The following is a 23189-nucleotide window of genomic DNA, read 5'->3' on the forward strand; positions in this document are numbered from 1 at the left end:
TTGCGCGTGTTTTATGGAATCGGAAAACGCGATGCCGCTGTCTGGCGTTTTCTTGCGGCGCTGGTCTGCGCGATTTGACGTAAATGGTGATACACGCAACATCACTCAATAAGCGGCGGCCGATAAGCCCGCAACTCCAAAATCGCGGGAGCATCAGAAGTGACGGTTAGCTCAACGACATGATGTGTATTGGGAAGGCCGGTTGCCAGTACATGACGCTGCTGCACCGAGCCATTTGGCAAGACAGTTTCCAGTTCGTCTCCGCAGGCGAATCGACGCTCCCATTGAAAGCTTTGTTCCTCCGCGAGACCTTTACCCGATACCGTCTTGGCATGGGAAAGATTCCAGGCATCCGGCTGTATGGTTACGTTTCCCGAGAGCGAGTTGAAAACATCCTTGCTCGAGCCGCTTCCGTCTGCTCCTGTACGAGCGCTCTCGATTTCAAAGTCGAAGACATCTTGCGAGATGTCGAGATGGCGTACCCGAAGCGTCCAGACATCCGCTTCGTGGTAAGTGGGACGTACATTGACTTTTTTCAGGGCCGGCCAATCCGGAACGTTAGGCAAACGTGTCACTCGGCTGGTCTGCCAACAGCCGTCGAGTTCGCCAGGGTCCTTTCCGTCGATTTTGATATTTACTTTTCCGTCCAGGGGGCCCGCGGCAATGAGTTCGGCGCGATTGCCGTCAAATTCATATCGAGTCTTTTCGCCCGGCACCGGCGGAGTAAAACTCCGAACCTGGCCGGCAGTGTTCGGCCCATTATTTTGAGGAAGATCCGCAAGCTCCTCCAGCCATGAGGTAAACAGGTGAGCCATAACGGTCCACCCCTTGGCGTTAGGATGCGGTGGATCGGCGAGAAGATCAGTTGATTGAAGATTATTTTCCTGCAAATAGGTATTCCAGCGCTGGCGGCGCGGTTCCAGTGCAAGGTCATATTTCGCCGCCATGGCAGGCTCCCAGACGCCGGACATGAACTCTTCCCAGTTTTTTTGCTTGAACCAGAAATGGCCCTCACAGCCCTCGAGCGGCGCCCATCGAAGGTGAAGGCCTGGGTCACACAGGGGTTCAAGCGGAATGACGACGTGGTCGCTTTGAATGATGATGTCGGAAGCCGTTTTTGAACGAAGGATCCGTATAATTCGTTCGTAGGCACGGTGATCGCCATAAACGTGAAAAACAATCAGGTCGGGATAGGTTTCCTCCACGTCGCGGGCGACCGCCTGTTCCAACAGAACGGCGTTCCACCCGCCCAAAGCGAGGTTGCGGTATTCGAACGCCACGTTTGGATATTTGGCTCGCAGCGCCGCAATAGCCAGGTCGGTCCATTTCGGCGAACTGATTGACTGTCCATAGAAAAGAATTTTCAGGACCTGCGGCTTCTCTGCAGTTGCTGAACGAATAATTGACAATGAACGGCCGATCGCCTGACCGGGATCGGGAGGAGCGGGCTCTGCGGATACCTGCAGACAGCAACATGTAAGCATTAGGCTGAAGATGAGGACACGATTGACTTTCCGCCACATCAAAACACCACATGTTAGAAAGTTAATCGGTCACATCACCTGCGAGAGTGCTGCAAGACATCCCGTCACAGGAGTGTATCGGACAGCACTGCTAGCGCCAGGAGGCGTTGGAACGTGGGATCTCTGCCGGGCTCGGTGGAATCCGGGCACCGCCCAGCAGGGCGGCATCGAGTTCGGACAGGGGCGCGGAACTCACGGAAATCCCCTCGGGAGAATCGGGATCAATCGCAAGAGCTTAGCCGCTGTCGATGCGTTGCGGCAGGTCACGATTGAGTGGACCGCATCGAGCACATCAGAAAGCAACGCTGAGGTCACCGTGAAGCCAATGTAGTTTTGTCTTCAGGCATAAACATCGGCAAGCGCTGCAACATCCAGTTCAGCAACTCCTGAGCCGGCGCGGCCAGAGGTCGGCCGGACTTCACCAGCAGTTTCGCCTCAACCCCCAGAAACAGCGGATGGTCGATCGATACCGCCGCCAGGCTGCCCTTGGCGATTTCCCGATAGGCCGCGAATTCGCCGAGCAATGAAGCGAAGTCTCCGGAGGCCACCATGCGCTTGAGCGCAGCGAGAGAGTTGCTGACCAGTGCCGGTCGGATGTCGATCTTTTCGGCGTACTCGAGCATTTTTATCGCGTGACCGATTCCGAATGAGGTGGGCGTCAACACCAGTTGGCAGGTGAGTATCTCCTCGATGGATACCGGTCCGCCTCTCAATGCCAACGGATGATCGGGTCGGACCAGCAGCATCACCGGCTGCGATGACGTCGCGCGATAATCGATGTGCGAATGCAGAGGGGGGTTGTAGGCAAGGCCGATATGCGCACGGTTTTCGGCGACTTCATTCAGCACGTCGTCCACGGGCAGGATGTCCAGCCTGACATCAAGCTTGGGGTACTGTTTGCAAAACGGTGCGAGCACGTTGTCCACCAGTGCATCGACATACCCCTCGCTGATCACCACTCGAACATGGCCCTGCTGTAGGCCTTTGATCGCCTGGAGCTGGTCTTCGAGCTTCTCCTGATGTGAGCGATAACCTCGCCAGAACTCCAGCAAGTGCGCCGCGGCCTCGGTGGGCTGGACACCACGGGCCTGACGCTCGAACAGCTTCGCCCCCAATTCCTCTTCCAGCAGCTTGATCTGGCGCGTGATCACCGAGGGCGACGTATTGATGCTGTCCGCTGCACCGCGAATCGAGCCGTGGACCAGCACCTCGTGAAAATACCGCAACCGTTGTTGGTTGATCTCGCGCATGCAGGGCTCCGTAAATGGGTGTGTGTTGCCTGTAGAGCAACGATACACGAACTTAGTTGCTCTTGCTGGGGCTGAGGTGTCGGTGCAACATTCTTTGGCAAGAACGCAGACCCACAAGAATAATCGGAGAGTCGCATGTCAACCTTTTCAGCACCGGCAGGCAGTGATGCCACTTCCGCCCTTTACCGCAAGCTCAATTGGCGGCTGCTGCCGCTCCTGTTCATTTGCTACGTCTTTGCGTATCTGGATCGGATCAACGTCGGCTTTGCCAAGCTGCAGATGCAACATGATCTCGGACTTTCCGATGCGGCCTACGGTGCGGGCGCAGGGATTTTCTTTCTGGGGTATGTGCTGTTCGAGTTGCCGAGCAACTTGATGTTGCCGAAGGTGGGCGCGCGAAAAACCTTCAGCCGCATTCTGGTGTGTTGGGGCATCACTTCGGCTTGCATGCTGTTCGTGCGTAACGTGCCGATGTTTTATGCGATGCGTTTTCTGCTGGGGGTATTCGAAGCCGGTTTCGCGCCGGGCATGATCTATTACCTGTCCTGCTGGTATGGCCCGAAGCGTATGGCGCGGGCCATTGCGATCGTGTTCATCGCCGGCCCCGTTGGCGGGATTGTGGGCGGTCCACTGTCAGCCTGGTTGATCACCACGTTTGAGGGCGTTGGCGGCATGGCCGGGTGGCAGTGGATGTTCTTGATTGAAGGCCTGCCTTGCGTGTTTCTTGGCATCCTGACCTATTTCATTCTGTCGAATCGGCCCTCGGAAGCCCGTTGGCTGAGTGGCGAAGAAAGAAAACTGCTGGAGAGTGAACTCGGTGCATCGACGGGACACGTCCATTCATTCCGGGCGGTGTTGCGCGACCCGAAAATCTACGTCCTGGCGTCAGCCTATTTCTGCATCATCTTTTCGATCTACGCGATGAGTTTCTGGCTGCCAGCCATCCTCAAGGCCCAGGGCGTCAACGACACCATGCAGCTGGGTTGGTATGCCGCGATTCCCTACGTCGCAGCGGCATGCGGCATGTACTGGATAGGGCGCCGGTCCGACCGGGTCGGTGAAAGACGCTATCACTGCGCAATCCCTGCGGGCATTGGCGCAATCCTGCTGCTCATGTACCCCTTTGCCGACGGTCACCTGATGGCGTCGCTGGTCCTGCTGACCCTGGCAACCGCCATGATGTTCATGGCCTACACCGTGCTATGGGCAATGCCGTCCGAGCACATCAAGGGCGATGCGGCGGCGGGCGGTATCGCCTTGATTAACACCATCGGTCTGTCCGGCGGCTTCTGGGGACCGGCGGTGATTGGCTGGGCAAAAACGGCAACCGGCAGTGCCAATCTCGGCATCGTCATTGTGGGCTGCGTGTTCCTGTGCGCAGCATTCGTGATTCTTTCCACCAAACCGCGCCCTCGTGATAGCTCGGTTTCTGAATTCAGTGCGGGTTGATCAACCGCCTTCCCCTTGATCAATCGAGTTCCGAAAGGAACCCTTTTAAAGAGAGAACCCACATGCTTTTACACCTATCGACCTGGGCCGAGATCGGGCAATTCCTTGAACGCAGCCGCACCATCGTGATCCCGATCGGCTCCAACGAACAACACGGTCCGACCGGTCTTCTTGGGACCGACTGGATGTGTCCCGAAATCATTGCACGCGAAGCGCAGAATTCAGCAGACATCCTGATCGCTCCGACCTTCAACATCGGCATGGCGCAACACCATCTTGGTTTCCCCGGGACCATTTCACTTCGCCCGTCGACGTTCATCGCGGCGATTGGCGACTGGGTACGTTCGCTGGCCGCTCACGGGTTCGAGAAAATCCTTTTCCTCAATGGCCACGGCGGCAACGTTGCCTCCATTGAAGCGGCGTTCTCGGAGCTCTACGCCGAAGCCAGCTTCGCACGACGCCCTGCAGGGTTCGCGCTGAAGTTGTGCAACTGGTGGGATCTGGAAGGGGTAGGTGATCTGGCGCGAGATCAATTCCCTACGGGCCACGGCATTCATGCCACACCTTCGGAAATTGCCGTCACCCAATGGGCTTACCCGGACGCCATCAAGTCCGCCCAGTACTCGCCGCAGATCGCGCCGTGGGGGCCTATCCGCGAAGCGCTCGATTTCCGCGCACGTCATCCGGATGGCCGCATGGGGTCGGATCCGTCCCTGGCCAGTCCGGATAAAGGCCGCGAACTGGTGATGCTGGCAGCACAGAGCCTGGTGCAGGAACTCGATGCCTTCAGCCGCGAATCGATTCCCGGTTAACCCATCGGATTCAGACTTTTCAACTTGACCAGCGCCCGGAAGTTCCGGGCGTTGGCACATCCTGTTCGAGGAAATCCCATGATTGAACGCGACGTTTATACCCGCCTGAAAGACCTCGGTATCGAGTTACCTACCACCGGCGCTCCCGCCGCTGCCTATGTGATGAGTGCGCAGAGTGGCAATGTCGTTTACCTGTCCGGCCATATTGCGAAAAAGGAAGGCAACGTCTGGGCTGGAAAACTGGGCGAAACGCTGACGACAGAGGAGGGCTATGCGGCCGCGCGTTCGACGGCCATCGACTTGCTGGCGACGCTGCAGGCTCACGTTGGTGATCTGAATCGGGTCGTGCGGATTGTCAAAGTGCTGAGTCTGGTGAATTCAACTTCCCGTTTCACCGAGCAGCACCTGGTCACTAACGGCGCCTCGGAGCTGTTTGCCGAGGTGTTCGGCGATCAGGGAAAACACGCACGCTCGGCATTCGGTGTGGCTCAGATTCCGTTGGGGGCTTGTGTCGAAATAGAGATGACCGTCGAAGTCCGTTGAAGATCGGCTAACGGTGAAAGGTGATGCGTGGGGGCGAGGCCATTCGCCCCCACAGTCCGTAATAGAGCTTAGAACAGCGTCCAGGTGTAACTGATGATCAACCGGTTCTCGTTGATATCCGTGCGGTAGTTGGAGCGCGCCATCGCGTTGCGCACTCGCACGCCAAGGCCTTTCAGCGGGGCGGACTGAAAGGTGTAGCTGAGGTCCAGGTCACGCTCCCAATCTTTGCCCTCATAACCCATCCCGGTCTTCACATTGTCGCCGGTGACATAGCGCGTGCTCGCTAGCAGCCCAGGCACACCGAGGGCCGCGAAGTCATAGTCGTAACGCAGTTGAAAGGAGCGCTCATGGGTGGAGACGAACTCGTAGGTCGGCAGTTCGTTGCCAAGTGCACTGACATTGAGAAACACGCGAGGAAAGGGGCTGTCGCCGTACATCCCTTGGTAACCGGCATAGAACGTGTGACCACCAAGTTTGGCCGATAGCAGCGAGAAGAAGGCCTGGTTGTCGACCTTGCCCACCCGTTTGCGACCTGTTTCCTTGGCGTCGTAATAACCCAGATTGGCCCCCAGCACCCAACTTCCCACCGGCACACTGTGTTTTAAACCAAAGAAGTCCTGCTCATAGATATCCTCCAGTCGGGAGTGCCAGGCACTCACGGTGGTGCGATTACTGTTGAACGCGTAGTCGCCGCCCACGTAGTTGAAGGCATCGCTCGACACCTGGCGTTGCGGCTTGTTACCCAGCAAGGCCTGCAGTTTGCTCTCGCCGGCCTCGTTGCGCAGGGTCGTAGAAGTCAGGTGCCCGGCTTGCAGTGTCAGGCCGGGGATTTCACTGCTGGTAATGCTCGCGCCTTGATAGGCAGGGGGGAGCAGGCGGATATCGCTGAAAACCAGCGAAGGAATATTGGGTTGCAGTTCACCGACCTTCAGTTCCGTTTTGGAAACGCGCATCTTGGCCGCCAACCCGAGGCGGCCATAGTTGTCAGCGGCACGGCCGTCGTCCTTCACCGGTAATAACCCCGAGTTGACCCGGTCCGGACTGCTGTCGAGCTTGATGCCGAACTTGGCGGTGGCATCCAGGCCAAATCCCACGAGCCCGGGCGTGTAACCGGACTTGAAGTTGAGGATGAAGCCTTGCGCCCACTCCTGGGCCATCGATTTTTCCGAACCTCGGATGTCGGAGAAGTCTCTGCTGAAAAAATAGTTTCGGGTTGTCAGCGTTGCAGTGGACTGCTCAACGAACCCGCTGTCGGCGGCGTGGGCGAGGTTGGCGCCAGCTCCTGTGAAGAACAGCACACACAGTTTGCCTCGATCTTTTGTCATATTTTGACTCTTGTTTTTATTAGACATGACTCCGCCGTAGACGCTCTTTCGAGGGCCTTGCGAGTAGGACGGGGGAGGTAGGGACAGCCGTCAGCTGTGCGGTATTTGACGTTGCTGCGGTGTCGAGAGCGATGCTCGCTCCATTGGCCAATGGCAGCAAGAGCAACTTTATTCAGACATCGTTGCTCTGGAGGCAACGATGGTGCGAAGGCATGAAAAGGCTGCTTTCAGAAAAGGCGGGACAAAAGATGGACCCGCCAGAACGGCGGGTCCGACAGTGGATCAGAGTTTCGGCAATTGCCCGATGCGCCCCATCATTTCGGTCACGATCTGCAGGTCCAGCAGGAACTGGTCGACGGTCTTGAACTCGTTGTCGGTGTGGCCGGTGTATTTGACCTCGGGCCGGGCCAGGCCGAACTGCACGCCATTGGGCAATTCATGAACCGAGGTGGCGCCGGCGGAGGTGCCGTACTCGTGTTTCATGCCAAGGTTTTCGCTGGCCACGGCCAGTAGGGCCTTTACCCATTCACCCTCAGGGTTGCGGTACATCGGCTCGGCAATCGAATAATCGAAAGTCGCTGCAACGCGGGACTTCTTGCTCCAGGCGCCAATTTTGTCGGCGATTTCGGCCTTGAGCGCTTCCGGGGACTTGCCCTTTGGCACGCGCAGGTTGACCGCAAGCTTGAAGGCTTTTTCATCCATCCCGACAAACGTCAGGGACGTGGTCAGCGGGCCCATGAAGGCATCGGAGAAACCGACTCCCAGTTTGCCTCCGAGGTAATCCAGGCCCCAGTTGTCAGCGGCGTAGCGGGCGGCGTCGGTGATGTGGTTGTGCTTGAGCGCGACCTTGCCGTCGAGGCCATTGATAAAGACCAGCATCCTGGAAACCGGGTTGACGCCTGACTCCGGCTCGGAGGAGTGGGCGGAAACGCCGGTGACCGTCAGCTTGACGTCCTTGCCGTCAACCTTGGCGTTCACGCTGAAATTGCCGCCATTGCGCTTGGCAAACTCAGCACCGGCCTTCTGCAGGCTTTTGGCCAATTCGGCAGGCTTGTCACTCAGCAGCGTGACGACCGAAGCCGACGGGATCTGGTTAGTGGCCAGGCCGCCAGTCATCGAGACGATTTCAGCGCCTTTGCCGTCCGCCTTGCGCTTGGGGAAATTGGCCATGACGGTGCCGTAGCCTTTTTCGGCAATCACCACCGGGTAGCCGCCATCGAGCGCCAGGTTGTAGTTGGGTGTCGGGTTGTGTTCGAAGTAGTACGGGATGGCGTCGCCGGAGGTTTCCTCGGTGGTGTCGACCAACAGCTTGAAATTCCTCGCCAGCGGCAGCTTCTCTTCCTTGATCACTTTCATGGCGTAGAGCGCTACCACGATGCCGTTCTTGTCATCCTCGGTGCCCCGGCCATACATGCGGTCGCCGATCAGGGTGACCTTGAACGGATCGAGTTTGGTCCCGTCTTCCAGAACCCAGTTCTCCGGTGTCACGGGCACCACGTCGGCGTGGGCGTGAATGCCGACCACTTCATCGCCGGTGCCATCGAGGGAGATCTCATAGACGCGGTTGTCGATGTTGCGGAAGTTAAGGTTGAAGGCCTGGGCAAGGCTCTTGATCTTGTCGGCGATCTTGATGAATTCAGGGTTGTCGTGCTGGGCAACGCCGTCGACGTTGAAGGTCGGGATGGCCACCAGCTCACGCAGCGTCTCGGTGGCGGCGCTGCCGTACTTCACCCGCGCATAGAGCCCCAGCAGGCGATGAATTTCGTTCTGCTGGTCGGCAGAAAGGGACTTGTTGTCCAGGAAGGCGCTGATTGCTGCGCCCAGGCCATCGGTTTTGGCCAGGTCGGTCTTGGCCAGGCCTGTCAGGAACTGCCTGAAATCGGTGGCCGATGCGTCACTGAACGTCTTGAGGATGGTCGCGCTCTGTTCCGGGGTGATGTTGGCGTGCGCGGCCGTGGTGAACGATGAAAGGCTGGCCAACATCAGGGTTGTTGCGGCCAGGTGCTTGAGTGAGAAGTCCATTGCTATGGGCATTCCTTTGCAGGGAGTGAGTTAGAAGTGTCTGATTAATGAAACAAAACGTTTCCAACCTACCACCACGGCGGCGCAACAGGGGAGCCCTGAAGCGGGATCTGTCGCACAGCCATGCAAAAGCGGCGCAGATATGAAAAAGAAACTCGGGGCCGTTTTCGTGACGAGTTTTACAAGATGTGTGCAAATTAAAAATTGGTTTGAGATGTTATAGGGTAACAATATAAGGTGCGCGGCAATCTGTTCTGCGGGACATGTTTATCCAACCCTTGTTGCGAAACCTCCATGACCATTGCGCCTCCTCGTTCTACCGGCACGGCCGTCGGCCGGCTCCTTTCCATTGATGCATTGAGAGGCATGGTGATTCTGTTCATGCTGCTCGACCACGTCCGCGAAACCTTTTTCCTGCATCGACAGGTGTCCGATCCCATGGACATTGCCTCGACCGAACCCTCGCTGTTTTTCAGCCGCACACTCGCCCATCTGTGTGCGCCGGTCTTCGTGCTGCTCACCGGTCTGTCGGCCTGGCTCTACGGTGAGAAATACGCCGGCAAGGCTGACGTTTGCAGTTTTCTGTTCACGCGCGGTCTGTTTCTGGTGGTGCTTGAGTTCACTCTGGTGAACTTTGCCTGGACGTTCCAGTTTCCGCCGACGGTGATCTACCTGCAGGTGATTTGGGCCATTGGCCTGAGCATGATTGCGCTGTCGTTATTGGTCTGGCTACCGCGTCCGGTGTTGCTGTTCCTGAGCCTGGCGATCATCGCCGGCCACAACCTGCTGGACGCTCTGCACTTTCCTGTCGAGTCGGCAATGCACGTGCCTTGGGCGATTCTCCATGATCGCGGCTGGATCGAACTGGCCGAAGGATTTCGGTTGCGCACGTCCTATCCGGTGCTGCCGTGGATTGGCGTGATCGGCCTGGGATATGCCATGGGACCGTGGTTCGGGCGTACGGCGGACGCCAGGGTGCGTCAACGCCTGCTGCTGGTCGGTGGTGTCACCGGGCTGGCGGGATTCGTTGCGTTGCGGCTATTCAACGGTTATGGCGAAAAGGCCTGGAGCGTGGGCGAGACGTCCCTGCAAACGCTGATGAGTTTTTTCAACATCACCAAATACCCACCGTCGCTGCTGTTTGTTGCACTGACTGTCAGCGCTGGGTGTTTGCTGCTTCTATGGTTTGAGCGTGTGCAGAAGCGCCAGTGGCTGCGTCCGTTGACGGTGTTCGGGTCGGCACCGATGTTCTTCTATCTGTTGCACCTGTACGCGCTGAAGGTTTTGTATGTCATCGCTGTCGCGCTGTTCGGCTTGAACCAGGGGGCGTGGTTTGGTTTCACGTCGATAGGTGCGGTCTGGCTGGTGGCGATGTTGCTGGCGATTGCGCTTTATCGCCCGGTCAGTTGGTTCTCGTTATTGAAGGCTCGACGTCGAGACATCGCCTGGCTCAAGTATCTCTGATGACGGCATTTGTGCACTTTTATAAAGCCGTGCTGCATCTCGCTGCACTATGCGAAGGCAAGAGCGGCCTGTTTTTCCGGTGAATTCAATACCAAAACGTCAGAGAGACCGCCCCCAAGCGCGACTTTTGCGATCTGGCACAAACACTGCAACACACCGAACAGGCCCACCCTGAAAGCAGTCGAGTGGGCAGCCCCCTCGGTCAACGACGATCGATTCGTGGGCAACATCGGTGGATCAGGCATAGACGTCTGGTGCTAACACCGCAAAAGAACAGGCAAAGACGCCTGGAACCGCAAGGTTTCAGGCGTTTTTTTTTGCTTTTTGAACCGTTTTAGCCGGGTGCTTCTTATGAATTCCAATGTTGCCGCGTTGAACAAAGTGCAAACGCTGATCGTGATCGGCAATGGCATGGTCGGACATCATTGCGTCGAGCAGTTGATCGAGCGGGGCGCTCTTGACCAGTATCGGCTGCACGTCTTCAGCGAGGAGCCGATGCGTGCCTACGACCGTGTGCATCTGTCCGAGTACTTCTCGGGGCGCGACGCCGAATCGTTGGCGCTGTCCGATGCATCGCTTTACCAGACGCCGGGCGTCACCCTGCATTTGGGTGTGCCGGTGATGGAAATCGACCGCGCTCGGCGCCAGGTGATTACCGCGCAAGGCTGCATCCCTTACGACAAATTGGTGTTGGCCACCGGTTCCTATCCGTTTGTGCCGCCCGTCGAAGGTGCCGAAGGCGATTCGCGTCTGGTGTATCGAACCCTTGAAGACCTCGACGCCATCCGTGCCGCCGCTGCCAACGCCCGCCGCGGTGTGGTGGTCGGCGGTGGCCTGCTGGGCCTTGAAGCCGCCAATGCGCTGAAAAGTCTCGGTCTGGAAGCGCATGTCGTGGAGTTCGCCCCGCGCCTGATGCCGGTGCAGCTGGACGAAATGGGGGGGCTTGCGCTCAAGTCGCAGATCGAAAGACTGGGCGTCGGTGTGCATCTGTCGCGCGCCACTCAATCAATCAGTGCGGGCGAGGAGTATCGCTACCGCATGAATTTCGCCAACGGCGAGTTTCTTGAAACCGACCTGATCGTGTTCTCGGCCGGCATCCGCGCACAAGATGCGCTGGCCCGCCACTGTGCCTTGGAGATCGGCCCGCGCGGCGGCGTGGTGATCAACGACGAATGCCTGACCAGCGACCCGGACATTTACGCCATTGGCGAGTGTGCCTCGTGGAATGGCGGCCTGTTCGGCCTGGTCGCGCCGGGCTACCAGATGGCGCGCGGTGTGGCGGCAAGACTGTGCAACGACGTGGCCGAACCGTTTCTGGGTGCCGACATGTCGACCAAACTCAAGCTGCTGGGCGTCGACGTCGGCTCCATCGGCGACGCGCATGGCCACACGCCGGGTGCGCGCAGTTATCAGTTCATCGACGAAACCACGGCCAGCTATCGGCGGCTGGTGGTGGATGCCTCCGGCAAGCACGTCATCGGCGCGGTGCTGGTCGGCGACAACAGCTATTACGACACGCTGCTGCAGTACATGCAGAACGCCATAGCCTTGCCGTCGGAACCGGCCAGCCTGATTCTGCCGTCCTCCGAAGGCGCACCGACCCTGGGCCCGGGTGCATTGCCCGAGTCGGCCACGGTCTGCTCGTGCCACAACGTCACCAAGGGTTCCATCTGCTCGGCCATCGACGGTGGCTGCACCGACCTCGGTCTGCTCAAGGCGCAGACCAAGGCCTGCACCGGCTGCGGTGGTTGTGCCGGTTTGCTCAAGCAAGTCTTCGAGCATGAACTGATTGCCCGGGGTGTGAGTGTCGACAAAAGCCTCTGCGAACACTTCGCCTACACCCGTCAGGAGCTCTATGCGCTGGTGCGAGTAGAAGGGGTGATCACCTTTGAAGAACTGCTGGCCAAACATGGCCGTGGCCACACCGGTTGCGATGTCTGCAAACCAGCGGTGGGTTCGATCCTGGCCTCGTGCTGGAACCAGCCGATCATGGACGCCTCGCTGGTGCCGTTGCAGGACACCAACGACACCTTCATGGCCAATATGCAGAAAAACGGCACTTATTCGGTGGTGCCGCGCATTCCCGGCGGCGAAATCACCGCCGACAAACTGATCGCGATCGGTGTGGTGGCGAAGAAATACGACCTCTACACCAAAATCACCGGCGGCCAGCGAATCGATCTGTTCGGCGCACAGCTGCATGAATTGCCGGACATCTGGGCCGAGTTGATTGAAGCCGGTTTTGAAACCGGGCATGCCTACGGCAAATCGACCCGGACGGTGAAGTCTTGCGTCGGCAGCACCTGGTGCCGTTACGGCGTGCAGGACAGCGTACAAATGGCCCTGACCATCGAGGATCGCTACAAGGGGTTGCGCTCACCGCACAAGCTCAAATTCGCGGTGTCCGGATGCACCCGCGAATGCGCGGAAGCCCAAAGCAAAGACGTCGGCGTGATCGCCACCGAGAAAGGCTGGAACCTTTACATCGCCGGTAATGGCGGCATGCGCCCGCGCCACGCCGAACTGTTCGCCACCGACCTCGACGACGCCACCCTGATCCGCTACATCGACCGCTTCCTGATGTTCTACATCCGCACCGCCGACAAACTGCAGCGCACTTCGGTGTGGCGAGAAAGCCTGGAGGGCGGCCTGGATTACCTCAAGGACGTCATCATCCACGACAGCCTCGGGCTCGGCGCCGAGCTCGAATCGCAGATGCAGTTGGTGGTCGACCGCTATGAATGCGAATGGGCCAACGCGCTCAAGGATCCGGAAAAACTCAAGCGCTTCCGCACCTTCGTCAACGATAAACGCCCGGACCCGGACATCCACTTTGTCCAGGAACGTGGTCAGCGGCGCCCGATCATGGCAGCCGAACTCAACCTTATCCCTGTCACCGAGGAGATTGCCTGATGAGCCAGTTCAATACCCAACGCATCAATGCCCTGGCCAACACTGAGGTGTGGCAATCGGTGTGCGCGCAACAGGATCTGGTCAGCAACTCCGGCGTTGTCGTCTGGCTCGATGGCGCCCAAGTGGCGCTGTTCTACCTGCCGGGCGCCGAGGGTCGGAGCCTCTATGCCATCGACAACCATGATCCGCAATCCGGGGCGAACGTCATTGGTCGTGGATTGGTGGGCAGCATCAAGGGTGATCTCGTTGTCGCTTCACCAATCTACAAACAGCATTTCCGGCTGGAGGACGGCAGTTGCCTGGAGTATCCGCAACAGCGTCTGCGGGTCTGGCCGGTACGGCTGAACGGCGGCGTAGTGGAAGTCGGCGTGGCTTGAGTTCAAGCATCGGCAATGAGCAACGATAGCGGGGGCATCCATGAAAACAGCCGCACAGCTGCTGAAACTGAAAGTCGTGCAAAACCAGCACGTGCATAGCATTGCGCCGGACCAGATGGTGCTTGAAGCGCTGAAAATGATGGCCGAGAAGAATGTGGGCGCGCTGCCGGTCATCGAAGCGGGGCAGGTGGTCGGCGTCATCAGCGAGCGCGACTATGCGCGCAAGGTCGTTCTGCAGGGACGCTCCTCGGTCGGCACACCCGTGCGCGACATCATGAGCGCGCCGGTGGTGACAGCCGACAGCCAGCAGAGCATTGAACGTTGTATGGCGGTCATGACCGACAGCCACCTGCGCCATTTGCCGGTCGTCGATAGCGGCGAGTTGATCGGTTTGTTGTCGATTGGCGATCTGGTCAAAGAAGCGATTGTCGAGCAGGCCGATTTGATTCGGCAGTTGGAGTACTACATTCGTGGGCACTAAGCGGGCCGGCGGTCCGTTGTGGCGCGCGTAAGAGATCGTTGGGCCTTTGTCGAAACCTGCAAAGCGCCCGACAAATTTTTTTTGAAATCAAGGGGTTGCCAGCCTTCGGAAATCAGTACATAATTCACGCCATCGAAAGCACTGACGGCTGAAAAAGCTCAATGTTTTCAAGGGGTTAGATCTAGTGTCTAATTCCAAGTTTGTACGCGTCGGGTGTTGTGCTACATGACATCAGATGTTTGAGGCCGAGTAGCAAAATGGTTATGCAGTGGATTGCAAATCCACCTACGCCGGTTCGATTCCGACCTCGGCCTCCACTCTTAAAAACCCCGTAGATCAGTGATTTACGGGGTTTTTTATTGCCTTCAGAAAAGTGAAGTGTTCCGCAATTTTTAGGCGGCGTTCCGCAACTGCGGACGATAGGTCTATCAGTGATAAAAATTGGGCTCTGATCATCCACGCTCTTCATTAACTGTAAAATGGAGCGCCCGCCAACGCTCCCAAAAAGTTACCCAGCTATTCGGCATTGAAAAGATGTGCTACGAGACCGTATGAGATCCGGTTTCAGGACGCTTATCACTTGGAGCAAAGGCTGACTGTCTGACTCACCCCAGACCGTTGATTTGTTTTTACGTTTTTTATTCGCATTACAGATCTGTTCTTAAATTAATCATATGCACTACCGAAGCTAGGGTCTTCCATGCATGCGGTGTGAAATAATATTCCGAACTTCGACAATCTGACTACGAAACTATCAATTTGCATTCCAAGCCGTGACACGCCAGCTGAAACATATACTTTGTCTTCGTTTGTGTATTGAACAATACCTAACGCGACCAGATGCTCAACGTACGTTAAAAAGAGGTCGGGAGACGCTAGCCTCTCTGGTTTGGCCATATGTGGCTCGACGCGCGCCTCGATCGACTCATCGTAAATCATATTCGCGTATAGCGTCTGGCGCTCTTTCTCAAGAGGAGCGTAGTGGTATCCGCTCTGGTCAGCGCAACGAATGTAAATTTTTCCTTCATTGCCGGACAGTTGCTCTAGAAGTAGGGCTTCGTCCGGTGCCATTTGGGAAATTATATTGATAAAGCCCGGGTGAGCGTAAGAAACACGCTCTCGATCCATGGTGCAACTTAATAGGTTGATGTAGAGATCTGCCAAGATACCGTCTTCATGAAACTTTAGCTGCTCAAGTATCGGTAACGCCAAGGATCGTACAGGCGGGATCAAATTTTCTTCTGACACTTTTCGTAGAGATTTCTTAAGGTGCACCTTAAGTGTGTCTTGCAGAAAAGCGGTGTACTGGATGGGGGCAAATATAAGTCGGAAGGTCTTCACGACATCAGTCAGAAGACCTCCTACCTCTTTGGCAGCCTCGCTTCCAACGTCTTCGTAAACTTTGTCTGCCGAAGGCAGTAACTTTGCAATCAGTTCTTCATCCATGGTTCATTTCCAATGATGTAAAAGGTCGACAGCGTATTGAGTTTTAATGTCGTACTAAAACTTCTCATAGTGTGCATCGAATTCTTTTAGGATATTCGGATTGTAAAACACCTTTGGAATTCCGGTAGTGCTTCCTGGCGTAAGGTAGCGCTTATGTGCAAATTTCTCGTCTGTCTCTAATGCTTTGCGAATAGTGTGGTAACTATTATTTTGTTTGAAATCTTTGAATCGACGACTCAGGCGAGTAGTAAGGTTTTGATAGTCCCATGGATATTTTTCAGATATGTCTAGTTCTGTGATGATTATTTTTGTTGCGTTGCTATCTGTAGAGTATTGGATCGGTAAAGCGGCGTCACTTTTTACTTTCTGGAATTTTATGTCAACTCTTAATGTCAGATTGTAAGAGCTGATATCATCGTCATCATAAGTTTTTTCGATTTGATTGATATAGTCTAGTACTTTCTTTTCTTTTGGGTTAAGCATGATTCCTGGTGCTTCGTCGAATCCTCTAAAAAATGAAATGGGCATCAAGTAAAAGTTGTATTTTGAAAGAATGTCGCCGTGCCAGCTTTTAACAATATTTGCGTAGTTTTGCAGTGATGCGCTGCCAAGTTCTTGTATTTTTAAACTTAGCAGAAGGTCGTCATTAATAAAGTGAATTGAGTTATCTCTGATTTCGCTCAGTGCGGTTATGTTGTCAATAACAGCTTTCTCTATCTTGCTCCCAAACTCTTCTGTTATTATTCGAAATGCTTCAAACATGCTAATAGACATTGGGTTGCCAGATCGATTGGTTCTCGGTCTAGGAAGCTTAGATTTATCGCCATTTTTAAGTGTTCGATATTCCATTGAGTAAAGCGAGGCCGTTTTGTTGCTCGAAAGGCTGAGTATTTTTGCTTTGAATAGTAATTCCCAAGCATTGATACATAGTACTGAGAAACTTTCTTCCCGGTATTTAAAGTCCGGCTTATTGTAAATTTCCATAGCTGAGAGCATTGCAGATATAGATTTGTCTAACATGCTTCGCGAACGTGATTTCATGCTCGTACTTCCTTGACAGAGTGCATCGAAAGCGTGCTGGCGCCAGTTTCTGTTAGGCGTTCAATAAATTCAAGGCGAGTCATGTCACCCCACTAATTATTGCAAAAATACAGCCCTTTTCGTCCTTTTGAATGAGCGAATGAATGAAGGCTCAGTAGTCACCGCTGTGTAAATTTTGCCGTATTTGAGAGAAAGATCGCCGAAAATAAATGAGAATCGCAACATGTCACAGTCATTCATAGGCGGAATCTGCCTTTCAGGGACGCTGGTAGCGACACGTTACGTCCCATAGTTATTTTGTGGGTCCGACGATCTCACCAACACGGCGATAAACTTTTTTCGTCATTTCCTGCGACGAGTGGCCAAGCAGCCGGCTAGCATGATCAATGTCATCAATTTCGCTGGCAGCCTTTGGGCGAATGTCGCGGAATTGGAACTGGCGTATAGCAGCCGCAAGCGTTGCATCACCTTTGGTCGCCGCTTTCGCTGCTGCATTTTCTCGGGCTTCATCCCACCGATTTCTCAGCATGGCGTAACTCATTCTCAGGCCTGCTTGGTTGGTGATTAGGCTCGAGCTTCTGATGCCGGCGATTGCTTTTCGCTCAAGCAAAGCATCAAGGAAGGTGCTTAGATTTGATGCGACATTCCCGTCGTGTAGGCGTATGCGTAAGCGTTTCTGAGTCTTGCCCTGGCTTACCATCAGGAATCCGTTGTTGAGGTCGGCTTTAGAGGTTTTGAGCACGTCGGCTGGGCGCTGGCCGGTCAGATAGGCCAGGTCCATCGCGTCCTTGAGTTCGGGCGGAGCCTCGGCGTAAACCGCATCCCAAACAACTTGGCCAGCGTAGAAGTCGCGGGGTGTCTCTTTGTTTCTGCGAAGGCGGGCGCAGGGGTTTGCCTTTTCCGTAAGTCCCCATTCGCGGGCGAAGGTGAAGATAGTCGAGAGGAGGGCGATCTCGCGGTTAGCACGTACCTTCGCTGTCCTGGCGTCACGATACTGGGCAATCACTTGTGGAGTGACAGCGTCGATAGGGGCTGAGTCGAACGCGTTGCGTAGTTGCTTGAGACCTTTCAAGTAGTCCTTTTGGGTGCCGAGCTTCAGCCTAGGGATGACCCTTTTTTCGTAATCATCGAATAACCTGCCCATTAGATGAGCAGGTTTGGGTGTGGCTTTGCGATCCAGACGTGCCCATTCGACTTTAGCTTCATCGAGATCGCTGCCGAGCGGGATCTCCACTCTATTACCGTCGGCGTTCCGGCCGTTGTAGTAGTAGCCCACCCAGATGCTACCGTTCTTTCGCGCGCGGGTTCGTCGGATCATCCGAGGCGGCAGATCTCGGTTTGCTGTTTTCTTCTGGCGCATCGTTAACTCACACGGGATAGATCAAGAGACCACGTTTCAGCCACAGCATTGGTTTCTGATGGCGTTACCCCGGCTAGCTTCAGGCGGGCGTACACGCGTCCTACGACGGGGCGTTGTGCGGCGGTGAGCACGTGGTTCCAAGCATTGCGTTGCAGCCACTGACGCTGGCAGGACGGAGCCTTGTAGCCCGTAATGACGGTCAGCTCATCTTCTGTCAGCGTCTCGCTTGAGAGCTGGAATTTGTTTGCTGTATTCATGCTGCCTCCTTGTCAGCTAGCGGAGAGCAATTCGAATGCTCTCGCAGCCACGACTGGAACCTGTCCGTTGCCAAGGGCCTTAAGTCGGTCCACCCGATAGGCCATCCCATTAGCCACTCGACCCATTCCGGGTTCAGATGACCACCATCCAATGCCATCACCGCGTGATCGAGTCGATCCTTCGACCGGTCGGCTCCCGATTTGCGAGTCAGCGCGGCAGGGGACGATCCCTTTGCCATGCTGGCCACGGGAGTTGGCCACCGACTGGCGGGTATCTTCTGCGATGAGCCAGATCCGGTTTCGCTGGTGGGGCGCTCCAAAGTCAGCCGCTCCGATAACACCCCATCGCGCGTCATTCCCCATTTCGGCAAGGTCACCGAGCACCACGGCAAGTCCTCTTCCCACAAGCAATGGTGAGTTCGGTGTAGCGCACAACTTTTTCACCGCGTGCGATGGGCGATCGCAACACGCACGGAAAGGTCGCCACCAAACACCAAGACAAGAAAAGCGGAAAGCTCGCCGTGGTGTCCCTGGACAATGACGATATTCCGGACGGTCTCCCCTCGGTGCACACCGACCGGCACATTCACCCGAACAAGACCGCCGCTGAGTCTGCTGCGAAGGCGCGCTTGGCGGCGTTCAACCGCTCCGGCGCAGGGGTGCGTTTCGAAATGCCGGGCCGCACGGATCTGTTTGCCGAGCGGCCGATCAATGCCCTGGGGTTCAAGGTCGGGCTTGATGGCGAATATCTGGCGGATTCCGTTGAGCAGGTTTACACCCAAGCCGGCTGGTCGACCACAGTCGAGTGCAACGGCGGCAACAAGGGTAAAGCCAAAGCCGAAGGCAAGAAAAAGAAGGAGGTGAAGCCGGTCAAAGTTGTCAGTCTCGCATAGCTTCACAGCGCTTCCACAATCCGCCGCGTGCGGTTTTTTTATGCCTGGAGTTTGTATGTCCATTACCGAACAACAGCTACAACGCATCATGCCCAACGCCCGCCGCCAAGCGGGCGTTTTTGTTTCCGCTCTAAATGCCGCCATGGCCCACCGGCAAATCAACACGCCGAAACGCCAGGCCGTGTTCCTCGCCCAGGTGGGGCACGAATCCGGTCAGCTGCAGTACGTCCGCGAGTTGGGAGGCGATCAATACCTGAGCAAATACGACACCGGCACCCTGGCCGCGCGCTTAGGTAATACCCCTGAAGCCGACGGCGATGGCCAGCGTTATCGCGGTCGTGGCCTGATCCAGATAACTGGCCATAGCAACTACCTACGCTGCAGTTTGGCGCTATTCGGTGATGAGCGTTTGCTTCGTACGCCTGAGCTGCTCGAGCTGCCGCAATGGGCTGCCGAGTCGGCCGCGTGGTTCTGGTGCGTACGGGAGCTGAATGCTCTGGCAGATCGGGATGAGTTCGAGGCGATCACCCGCAAGATCAACGGCGGTCTCAATGGTTTGGCGGATCGGTTGCAGCTGTGGGAGCGTGCGAGGGCAGTGTTATGCATCTCGTCGATCTGATCCCTACACCGTATCGGTTGAGCGGAGGGTGAAAGTTGGCGGCTTTGGGCGGATTGTTGCATCGCTTGCCCAGAGAGCGCTAAGACGTGGTTTCGTGCGGTTTGGCGTATTGACCATGACTTCGACTCTGTCAGAGCTACAAAAAGAGAAGTGGAGGTAATTTTGCGGTGTTCGTCGGCGGCGTAACCCTCTAAGGCTTAATAGAATTGCAGAAATAAAAATAATTTGGCGCTCAGTTGCATTTCTAGAAGACTCAGCTAGCTTTTCATGAGAGGAAAAATAATAAATTAGGAAGAGGCGTAGTGTAAGGTTTGAGTGATGTTTTAGTTCAAAGCTTATTGATGATTTGTTTTGTTAGTCTATATGGTTTTGTCAGAAGATATTTTTTCTATTGGAAACTTATTTTCTGGGTCGGAATAAAGGGACCTGTTGCTAAGCAAGGTAAGGATTTATCATAATTCAAATGATGTTAGGAGCACCAGATGAATTTTTTTATTCCCGCGCCAGCAATTCCTCGTACAGTCAAACCATCTCTTTTTACACCGTTCGATATTGGGATTGATGCATTGTTAGGCGTGCCCCTAGCACGAAAAAGTTTTCAGGTTGACGGAAGTGGTTTGGCCGTGGCTGTCTTGGATACAGGCCTTCGAGTGACACATGAGTGCTTTGCTGGTCGTGTTGTCGAGGGGCGTAATTTTACTGGGGATGATGATTCTGATCCGTCGAAGGTTACAGATTACAATGGGCATGGAACCAATGTCACTGGGCTTATCGCAGCAGGTACAAACGATGAACGTCGAGGCATTGCCCCTATGGTCTCGATAATACCCCTCAAGGTTTTTCCGGCGATGACAATTGATCCACTCTTGGATGCCTTTAAATGGATTGATGATAACGCTGAGCGACTTAGTATATCTGTTGTCAACTTATCGTTAGGTGTCCCTGGTATCAACCTTGAGAGCGATGAGGCAGCAAGAATCCAATTTCCTGAACTACATAAATTGCTAAAGTCCCTTCATGCCAAACGTATCGCGGTTGTCTTCGCAGCAGGTAACAGCTTCAAAGAGTTTGAAAGTGAGGGTATGAGCATTCCAGCTATTTTTCGAGAGGCAATATCGGTTGGAGCTGTATATGACTCGTCGGTTGGCGAGCGATCTTATGAGGGCGGTGCTGTCGCTTTTACGACTCATGCTGATCAAATTACTCCATATACCCAGAGGCTATCTAAAGAAACGAGCCCTGAGTGCTATACCGACGTTTTTTCCGCGGGGGGGGCAGCTACATCGGCTGGCGCCGAAGATGATCACGCCACTTCCATTCAAGACGGCACCAGCCAGGCCGCTCCAACTGTGGCTGGGATCATCCTCTTGCTGCAGCAACACTACCAAAGGCTGGTTGGTGAACTCCCACCTGTAACTCTGCTACAGGAAGTATTGCGATCCACCTCGACATGGATAGTTGATGGCGACGATGAGGCCGATAATGTGAAGCATACGCAGCGTAAGTATCCACGGGTCAATGCATTCGAGTCGCTTGTTGCTCTAGATCGATATGTGAAACTTGGGGCGGCATAAGTCTGTAGTGAAGTTGTTGCTGTTGATAGGGCGTTGTCTCATTGGGGCGGTTGAGTTTGCTTTCATGCCTTGTTTAGGTGTAAAGAATTGTAGAAGTAGTTAGGTCGTTTAGAGGCTATTTGATGTTTTTAGTGCTTTGGCAATATTTGATAGGGATGTGCACTGGATAGTGCGCTTTCCGCTTTGCGATTCCTAGGCGGAGCGCGGAAGTTTACAGCAGTACATCTCATTGGTTGCGAGCGACTGCTTTAACTAGTGTTAAAGTATTGAATGGAAAACAATCAGAGAGGTATGCAATGAAAAATGGAATAGCTGTGATTATATTTATACCACTACTTCTCCAGCTTTCGTGCTCTAGTATTAAGTCAATAAAGCATCCAGAAGAAAAAGATACGGATGGCTTGATATATTATATGCCTGAAAAGAAAATTTTGGTGGTGGTTAATATAGCTGAGAAAGGTGAGGGCAAAGTTAGAGAGGTCGATAGAATAGATATTTCGGAAACTGCCGCATATCCGGACCTGTCAGAAAAATTTGTACTTAAGCATCAAAATAACTTGCTTGGGAAAAATGAGTTGAATGTTGGAGTTGGGTTGAACGGATTGCTTCAGTCTACTAAGTCCACAACAACAAGTGGTGTGAATCAGGCTTTTATTAATTTAGCGGAAACATTGGGCTACCTTGCACCTCTGGGAGCTGCTCCGCAATGCAGTATTGGTGAGCATAGTTTTATCATTCATCCTGGTGGTGCAAACCCTCCAGATGCCTGCGGAGTGTCTTTTAAAATAACGCCTTTGAGTAAGACCGACGGCCTTGGGACTGTTAAGAAAGGGGGTGAAAAAGTTTCTGGTATCTTTTACAGACAAAATATCCCATATCAGGTTACGGTAACTGGTAGCGCTATAAGTAAATCGACGATTGTGTTTTCTCCCTCCGGTTCTCCGACATATTTTATGCCGGTATCGGGAACGTTTTTTTCGGATAATAAGGCGGATTTCGGATTTGTCGACGGAGTTCCAAATAAATATGATCAAACCACAGATGGAGAATTGGTGGCGCTCTTTAAACTTCCAGCTGATATTATTGGGGCGTACTTCGGAGCTGTTGGGAGGATTTTCGAAAGCTTTAAAACTGCTGATGAGAACAAGGCGGAAGCGCTAACTCAAGAGGTACAATTAGCGCTCCGGGAGCAAAAGGTGAAAAATTGTATGGTCGCCATTAAAACGGGGAACCAATCAGATATCGACTCCCTAGGTTGCGAAGAGTAACAAGGAATAGAGGGCGGATTTATTTTTCTACGTAATACGTACAAAAATAAATCTGTTCCCGCTGTCTTCATTTTTTTCTTGATGCGGTGGTATGCCATAAGTGGTCGATGCGCGACGTATAACGCTCCCACTCGTCCTGTAAGCCCTTTTTCCTAGTTTAGAAGCAGCGGTGGAAAACGCGACATTGCTCAGGAAGGATCGTAATATGGGTGACGGCAGGCCTTAACGCCTTCTGGATTCGAAAGCTGCATCGTCCGGTTGAATTCACAGCCGATAGCAGTCACTCCGGCGTCATCAGCACCGCGAACGTCATCTTGATGAACTCCTCGTTGCGAGCAATCGCGACCAGGGCGCCTCGGATGTTCTCCGCGACCTCGGCTGCACCGCGTTGTTCGACCCAATTAGTGAGCTCCATGATGGCGGCTTCCAAGGCGAGTTGGTTTTCGTTGATCTTGAAAAGCAGGGAAGGGAGCAAGTCTCAGTTCGACATTGTGTTTCCTCTGTGGAGAGGAAAGCGTAGCAGCTCGTTTGTCGACACCGGTTGAATCTACACGCGGAAGAAACCTAACGAA

The 23189-nt window shown here is 54.6% G+C and carries 20 protein-coding genes, 1 tRNA gene and 1 pseudogene; 13 read left to right on the forward strand and 9 right to left on the reverse strand.

The genetic code is table 11. The features are described 5' to 3' along the window. Window positions 1-101: 101 nt before the first annotated feature. Both B723_RS19515 and B723_RS19520 read right to left on the reverse strand, forming a co-directional pair. Complete coding sequence (locus B723_RS19515) at window positions 102-1409, reverse strand: SGNH/GDSL hydrolase family protein (protein ID WP_144425252.1); 1308 nt, start codon at window positions 1407-1409, stop codon at window positions 102-104. A gap of 425 nt (window positions 1410-1834) precedes the next feature. Further along, on the reverse strand, window positions 1835-2773 hold the full coding sequence (locus B723_RS19520) for a LysR family transcriptional regulator (RefSeq protein ID WP_017339112.1): 939 nt from the start codon (window positions 2771-2773) through the stop codon (window positions 1835-1837). Between the two features lie 135 nt (window positions 2774-2908). Between B723_RS19520 and B723_RS19525 the strand changes: the two genes are divergently transcribed. The 3 genes from B723_RS19525 to B723_RS19535 all read left to right on the forward strand — a co-directional run bounded on the left by B723_RS19525 (window position 2909) and on the right by B723_RS19535 (window position 5577). Next, window positions 2909-4222 carry an MFS transporter gene (locus B723_RS19525; RefSeq protein WP_017339111.1) on the forward strand — a complete coding sequence of 438 codons (1314 nt, stop codon included), beginning with the start codon at window positions 2909-2911 and terminating at the stop codon, window positions 4220-4222. Window positions 4223-4284: 62 nt separating this feature from the next. Next, the gene (locus tag B723_RS19530; RefSeq protein ID WP_017339110.1) at window positions 4285-5034 is read left to right on the forward strand and encodes a creatininase family protein; all 750 of its coding nucleotides are present in this window, start codon (window positions 4285-4287) and stop codon (window positions 5032-5034) included. Between the two features lie 78 nt (window positions 5035-5112). Beyond that, on the forward strand, window positions 5113-5577 hold the full coding sequence (locus B723_RS19535) for a RidA family protein (RefSeq protein ID WP_017339109.1): 465 nt from the start codon (window positions 5113-5115) through the stop codon (window positions 5575-5577). A 68-nt stretch (window positions 5578-5645) separates the two neighbouring features. Here B723_RS19535 and B723_RS19540 read toward each other — a convergent pair whose 3' ends face one another. Next, a complete protein-coding gene (locus tag B723_RS19540; RefSeq protein WP_017339108.1) occupies window positions 5646-6902 on the reverse strand; it encodes an OprD family porin in 1257 nt (418 codons plus the stop codon). 282 nt (window positions 6903-7184) lie between these two features. Next, window positions 7185-8924 (reverse strand): dipeptidase, encoded by a 1740-nt coding sequence (locus tag B723_RS19545; protein ID WP_017339107.1) that lies wholly within the window; start codon window positions 8922-8924, stop codon window positions 7185-7187. Between the two features lie 294 nt (window positions 8925-9218). Between B723_RS19545 and B723_RS19550 the strand changes: the two genes are divergently transcribed. From B723_RS19550 to B723_RS19570, 5 genes are all read left to right on the forward strand, one after another. Next, window positions 9219-10388: a DUF1624 domain-containing protein gene (locus B723_RS19550; RefSeq protein ID WP_031318967.1), complete on the forward strand. Its 1170-nt coding sequence runs from the start codon at window positions 9219-9221 to the stop codon at window positions 10386-10388. Between the two features lie 351 nt (window positions 10389-10739). Next, window positions 10740-13301 (forward strand): nitrite reductase large subunit NirB, encoded by a 2562-nt coding sequence (gene nirB / locus B723_RS19555; RefSeq protein WP_017339104.1) that lies wholly within the window; start codon window positions 10740-10742, stop codon window positions 13299-13301. Then, window positions 13301-13678 (forward strand): nitrite reductase small subunit NirD, encoded by a 378-nt coding sequence (gene nirD / locus B723_RS19560; RefSeq protein WP_017339103.1) that lies wholly within the window; start codon window positions 13301-13303, stop codon window positions 13676-13678. The genes nirB and nirD overlap by 1 nt, the downstream gene beginning before the upstream one ends. A 40-nt stretch (window positions 13679-13718) precedes the next feature. Further along, window positions 13719-14159 (forward strand): CBS domain-containing protein, encoded by a 441-nt coding sequence (locus B723_RS19565; RefSeq protein WP_017339102.1) that lies wholly within the window; start codon window positions 13719-13721, stop codon window positions 14157-14159. Between the two features lie 243 nt (window positions 14160-14402). Beyond that, window positions 14403-14476, forward strand: a tRNA-Cys gene (locus tag B723_RS19570). Window positions 14477-14825: 349 nt separating this feature from the next. On the opposite strand, the gene B723_RS19575 is transcribed toward B723_RS19570, so the two are convergent. The 4 genes from B723_RS19575 to B723_RS19590 all read right to left on the reverse strand — a co-directional run bounded on the left by B723_RS19575 (window position 14826) and on the right by B723_RS19590 (window position 18263). Beyond that, window positions 14826-15605, reverse strand: coding sequence for an Abi-alpha family protein (locus B723_RS19575; protein WP_017339101.1), 780 nt, complete (start codon window positions 15603-15605; stop codon window positions 14826-14828). 54 nt (window positions 15606-15659) lie between these two features. Beyond that, entirely contained in the window at window positions 15660-16646 is a 987-nt protein-coding gene (locus B723_RS19580) for a DUF3644 domain-containing protein (protein ID WP_031318966.1), read from the reverse strand. A 292-nt stretch (window positions 16647-16938) separates the two neighbouring features. After that, window positions 16939-18006, reverse strand: a complete 1068-nt coding sequence (locus B723_RS19585; RefSeq protein WP_017339099.1) for a tyrosine-type recombinase/integrase — start codon at window positions 18004-18006, stop codon at window positions 16939-16941. 2 nt (window positions 18007-18008) lie between these two features. Continuing rightward, window positions 18009-18263 (reverse strand): DUF4224 domain-containing protein, encoded by a 255-nt coding sequence (locus B723_RS19590; protein ID WP_017339098.1) that lies wholly within the window; start codon window positions 18261-18263, stop codon window positions 18009-18011. Between the two features lie 237 nt (window positions 18264-18500). On the opposite strand from B723_RS19590, the gene B723_RS33050 reads away from it, so the two are divergent. The 5 genes and pseudogenes from B723_RS33050 to B723_RS19610 all read left to right on the forward strand — a co-directional run bounded on the left by B723_RS33050 (window position 18501) and on the right by B723_RS19610 (window position 22617). Continuing rightward, a complete protein-coding gene (locus B723_RS33050; protein WP_144425254.1) occupies window positions 18501-18680 on the forward strand; it encodes a hypothetical protein in 180 nt (59 codons plus the stop codon). A 35-nt stretch (window positions 18681-18715) separates the two neighbouring features. Beyond that, window positions 18716-19156, forward strand: a pseudogene (locus tag B723_RS19595) (phage late control D family protein); the annotation flags it as partial. 55 nt (window positions 19157-19211) lie between these two features. Next, window positions 19212-19775 (forward strand): glycoside hydrolase family 19 protein, encoded by a 564-nt coding sequence (locus B723_RS19600; protein ID WP_017339096.1) that lies wholly within the window; start codon window positions 19212-19214, stop codon window positions 19773-19775. A gap of 482 nt (window positions 19776-20257) precedes the next feature. After that, window positions 20258-21349: a S8 family peptidase gene (locus B723_RS19605; protein WP_080995136.1), complete on the forward strand. Its 1092-nt coding sequence runs from the start codon at window positions 20258-20260 to the stop codon at window positions 21347-21349. Window positions 21350-21645: 296 nt separating this feature from the next. Continuing rightward, window positions 21646-22617: a hypothetical protein gene (locus B723_RS19610; protein WP_017339093.1), complete on the forward strand. Its 972-nt coding sequence runs from the start codon at window positions 21646-21648 to the stop codon at window positions 22615-22617. Between the two features lie 280 nt (window positions 22618-22897). On the opposite strand, the gene B723_RS19615 is transcribed toward B723_RS19610, so the two are convergent. Continuing rightward, on the reverse strand, window positions 22898-23092 hold the full coding sequence (locus B723_RS19615) for a hypothetical protein (protein WP_017339092.1): 195 nt from the start codon (window positions 23090-23092) through the stop codon (window positions 22898-22900). Between the last annotated feature and the right edge of the window lie 97 nt (window positions 23093-23189).

The organism is Pseudomonas fluorescens NCIMB 11764 (assembly GCF_000293885.2).
Lineage (GTDB): Bacteria > Pseudomonadota > Gammaproteobacteria > Pseudomonadales > Pseudomonadaceae > Aquipseudomonas > Aquipseudomonas fluorescens_B.

Excerpts from the sequence above, each read along its gene's own strand:
- B723_RS19610 (WP_017339093.1), top strand. The coding sequence starts at position 21,646 with ATGAAAAATGGAATAGCTGTGATTATATTTATACCACTACTTCTCCAG.
- B723_RS19585 (WP_017339099.1), bottom strand. The coding sequence starts at position 18,006 with ATGCGCCAGAAGAAAACAGCAAACCGAGATCTGCCGCCTCGGATGATC.
- B723_RS33050 (WP_144425254.1), top strand. The coding sequence starts at position 18,501 with ATGCTGGCCACGGGAGTTGGCCACCGACTGGCGGGTATCTTCTGCGAT.
- B723_RS19575 (WP_017339101.1), bottom strand. The coding sequence starts at position 15,605 with ATGGATGAAGAACTGATTGCAAAGTTACTGCCTTCGGCAGACAAAGTT.
- B723_RS19565 (WP_017339102.1), top strand. The coding sequence starts at position 13,719 with ATGAAAACAGCCGCACAGCTGCTGAAACTGAAAGTCGTGCAAAACCAG.
- nirB (WP_017339104.1), top strand. The coding sequence starts at position 10,740 with ATGAATTCCAATGTTGCCGCGTTGAACAAAGTGCAAACGCTGATCGTG.
- B723_RS19600 (WP_017339096.1), top strand. The coding sequence starts at position 19,212 with ATGTCCATTACCGAACAACAGCTACAACGCATCATGCCCAACGCCCGC.
- B723_RS19540 (WP_017339108.1), bottom strand. The coding sequence starts at position 6,902 with ATGACAAAAGATCGAGGCAAACTGTGTGTGCTGTTCTTCACAGGAGCT.
- nirD (WP_017339103.1), top strand. The coding sequence starts at position 13,301 with ATGAGCCAGTTCAATACCCAACGCATCAATGCCCTGGCCAACACTGAG.
- B723_RS19550 (WP_031318967.1), top strand. The coding sequence starts at position 9,219 with ATGACCATTGCGCCTCCTCGTTCTACCGGCACGGCCGTCGGCCGGCTC.
- B723_RS19520 (WP_017339112.1), bottom strand. The coding sequence starts at position 2,773 with ATGCGCGAGATCAACCAACAACGGTTGCGGTATTTTCACGAGGTGCTG.
- B723_RS19545 (WP_017339107.1), bottom strand. The coding sequence starts at position 8,924 with ATGGACTTCTCACTCAAGCACCTGGCCGCAACAACCCTGATGTTGGCC.
- B723_RS19605 (WP_080995136.1), top strand. The coding sequence starts at position 20,258 with ATGAATTTTTTTATTCCCGCGCCAGCAATTCCTCGTACAGTCAAACCA.
- B723_RS19535 (WP_017339109.1), top strand. The coding sequence starts at position 5,113 with ATGATTGAACGCGACGTTTATACCCGCCTGAAAGACCTCGGTATCGAG.
- B723_RS19525 (WP_017339111.1), top strand. The coding sequence starts at position 2,909 with ATGTCAACCTTTTCAGCACCGGCAGGCAGTGATGCCACTTCCGCCCTT.
- B723_RS19590 (WP_017339098.1), bottom strand. The coding sequence starts at position 18,263 with ATGAATACAGCAAACAAATTCCAGCTCTCAAGCGAGACGCTGACAGAA.
- B723_RS19580 (WP_031318966.1), bottom strand. The coding sequence starts at position 16,646 with ATGAAATCACGTTCGCGAAGCATGTTAGACAAATCTATATCTGCAATG.
- B723_RS19530 (WP_017339110.1), top strand. The coding sequence starts at position 4,285 with ATGCTTTTACACCTATCGACCTGGGCCGAGATCGGGCAATTCCTTGAA.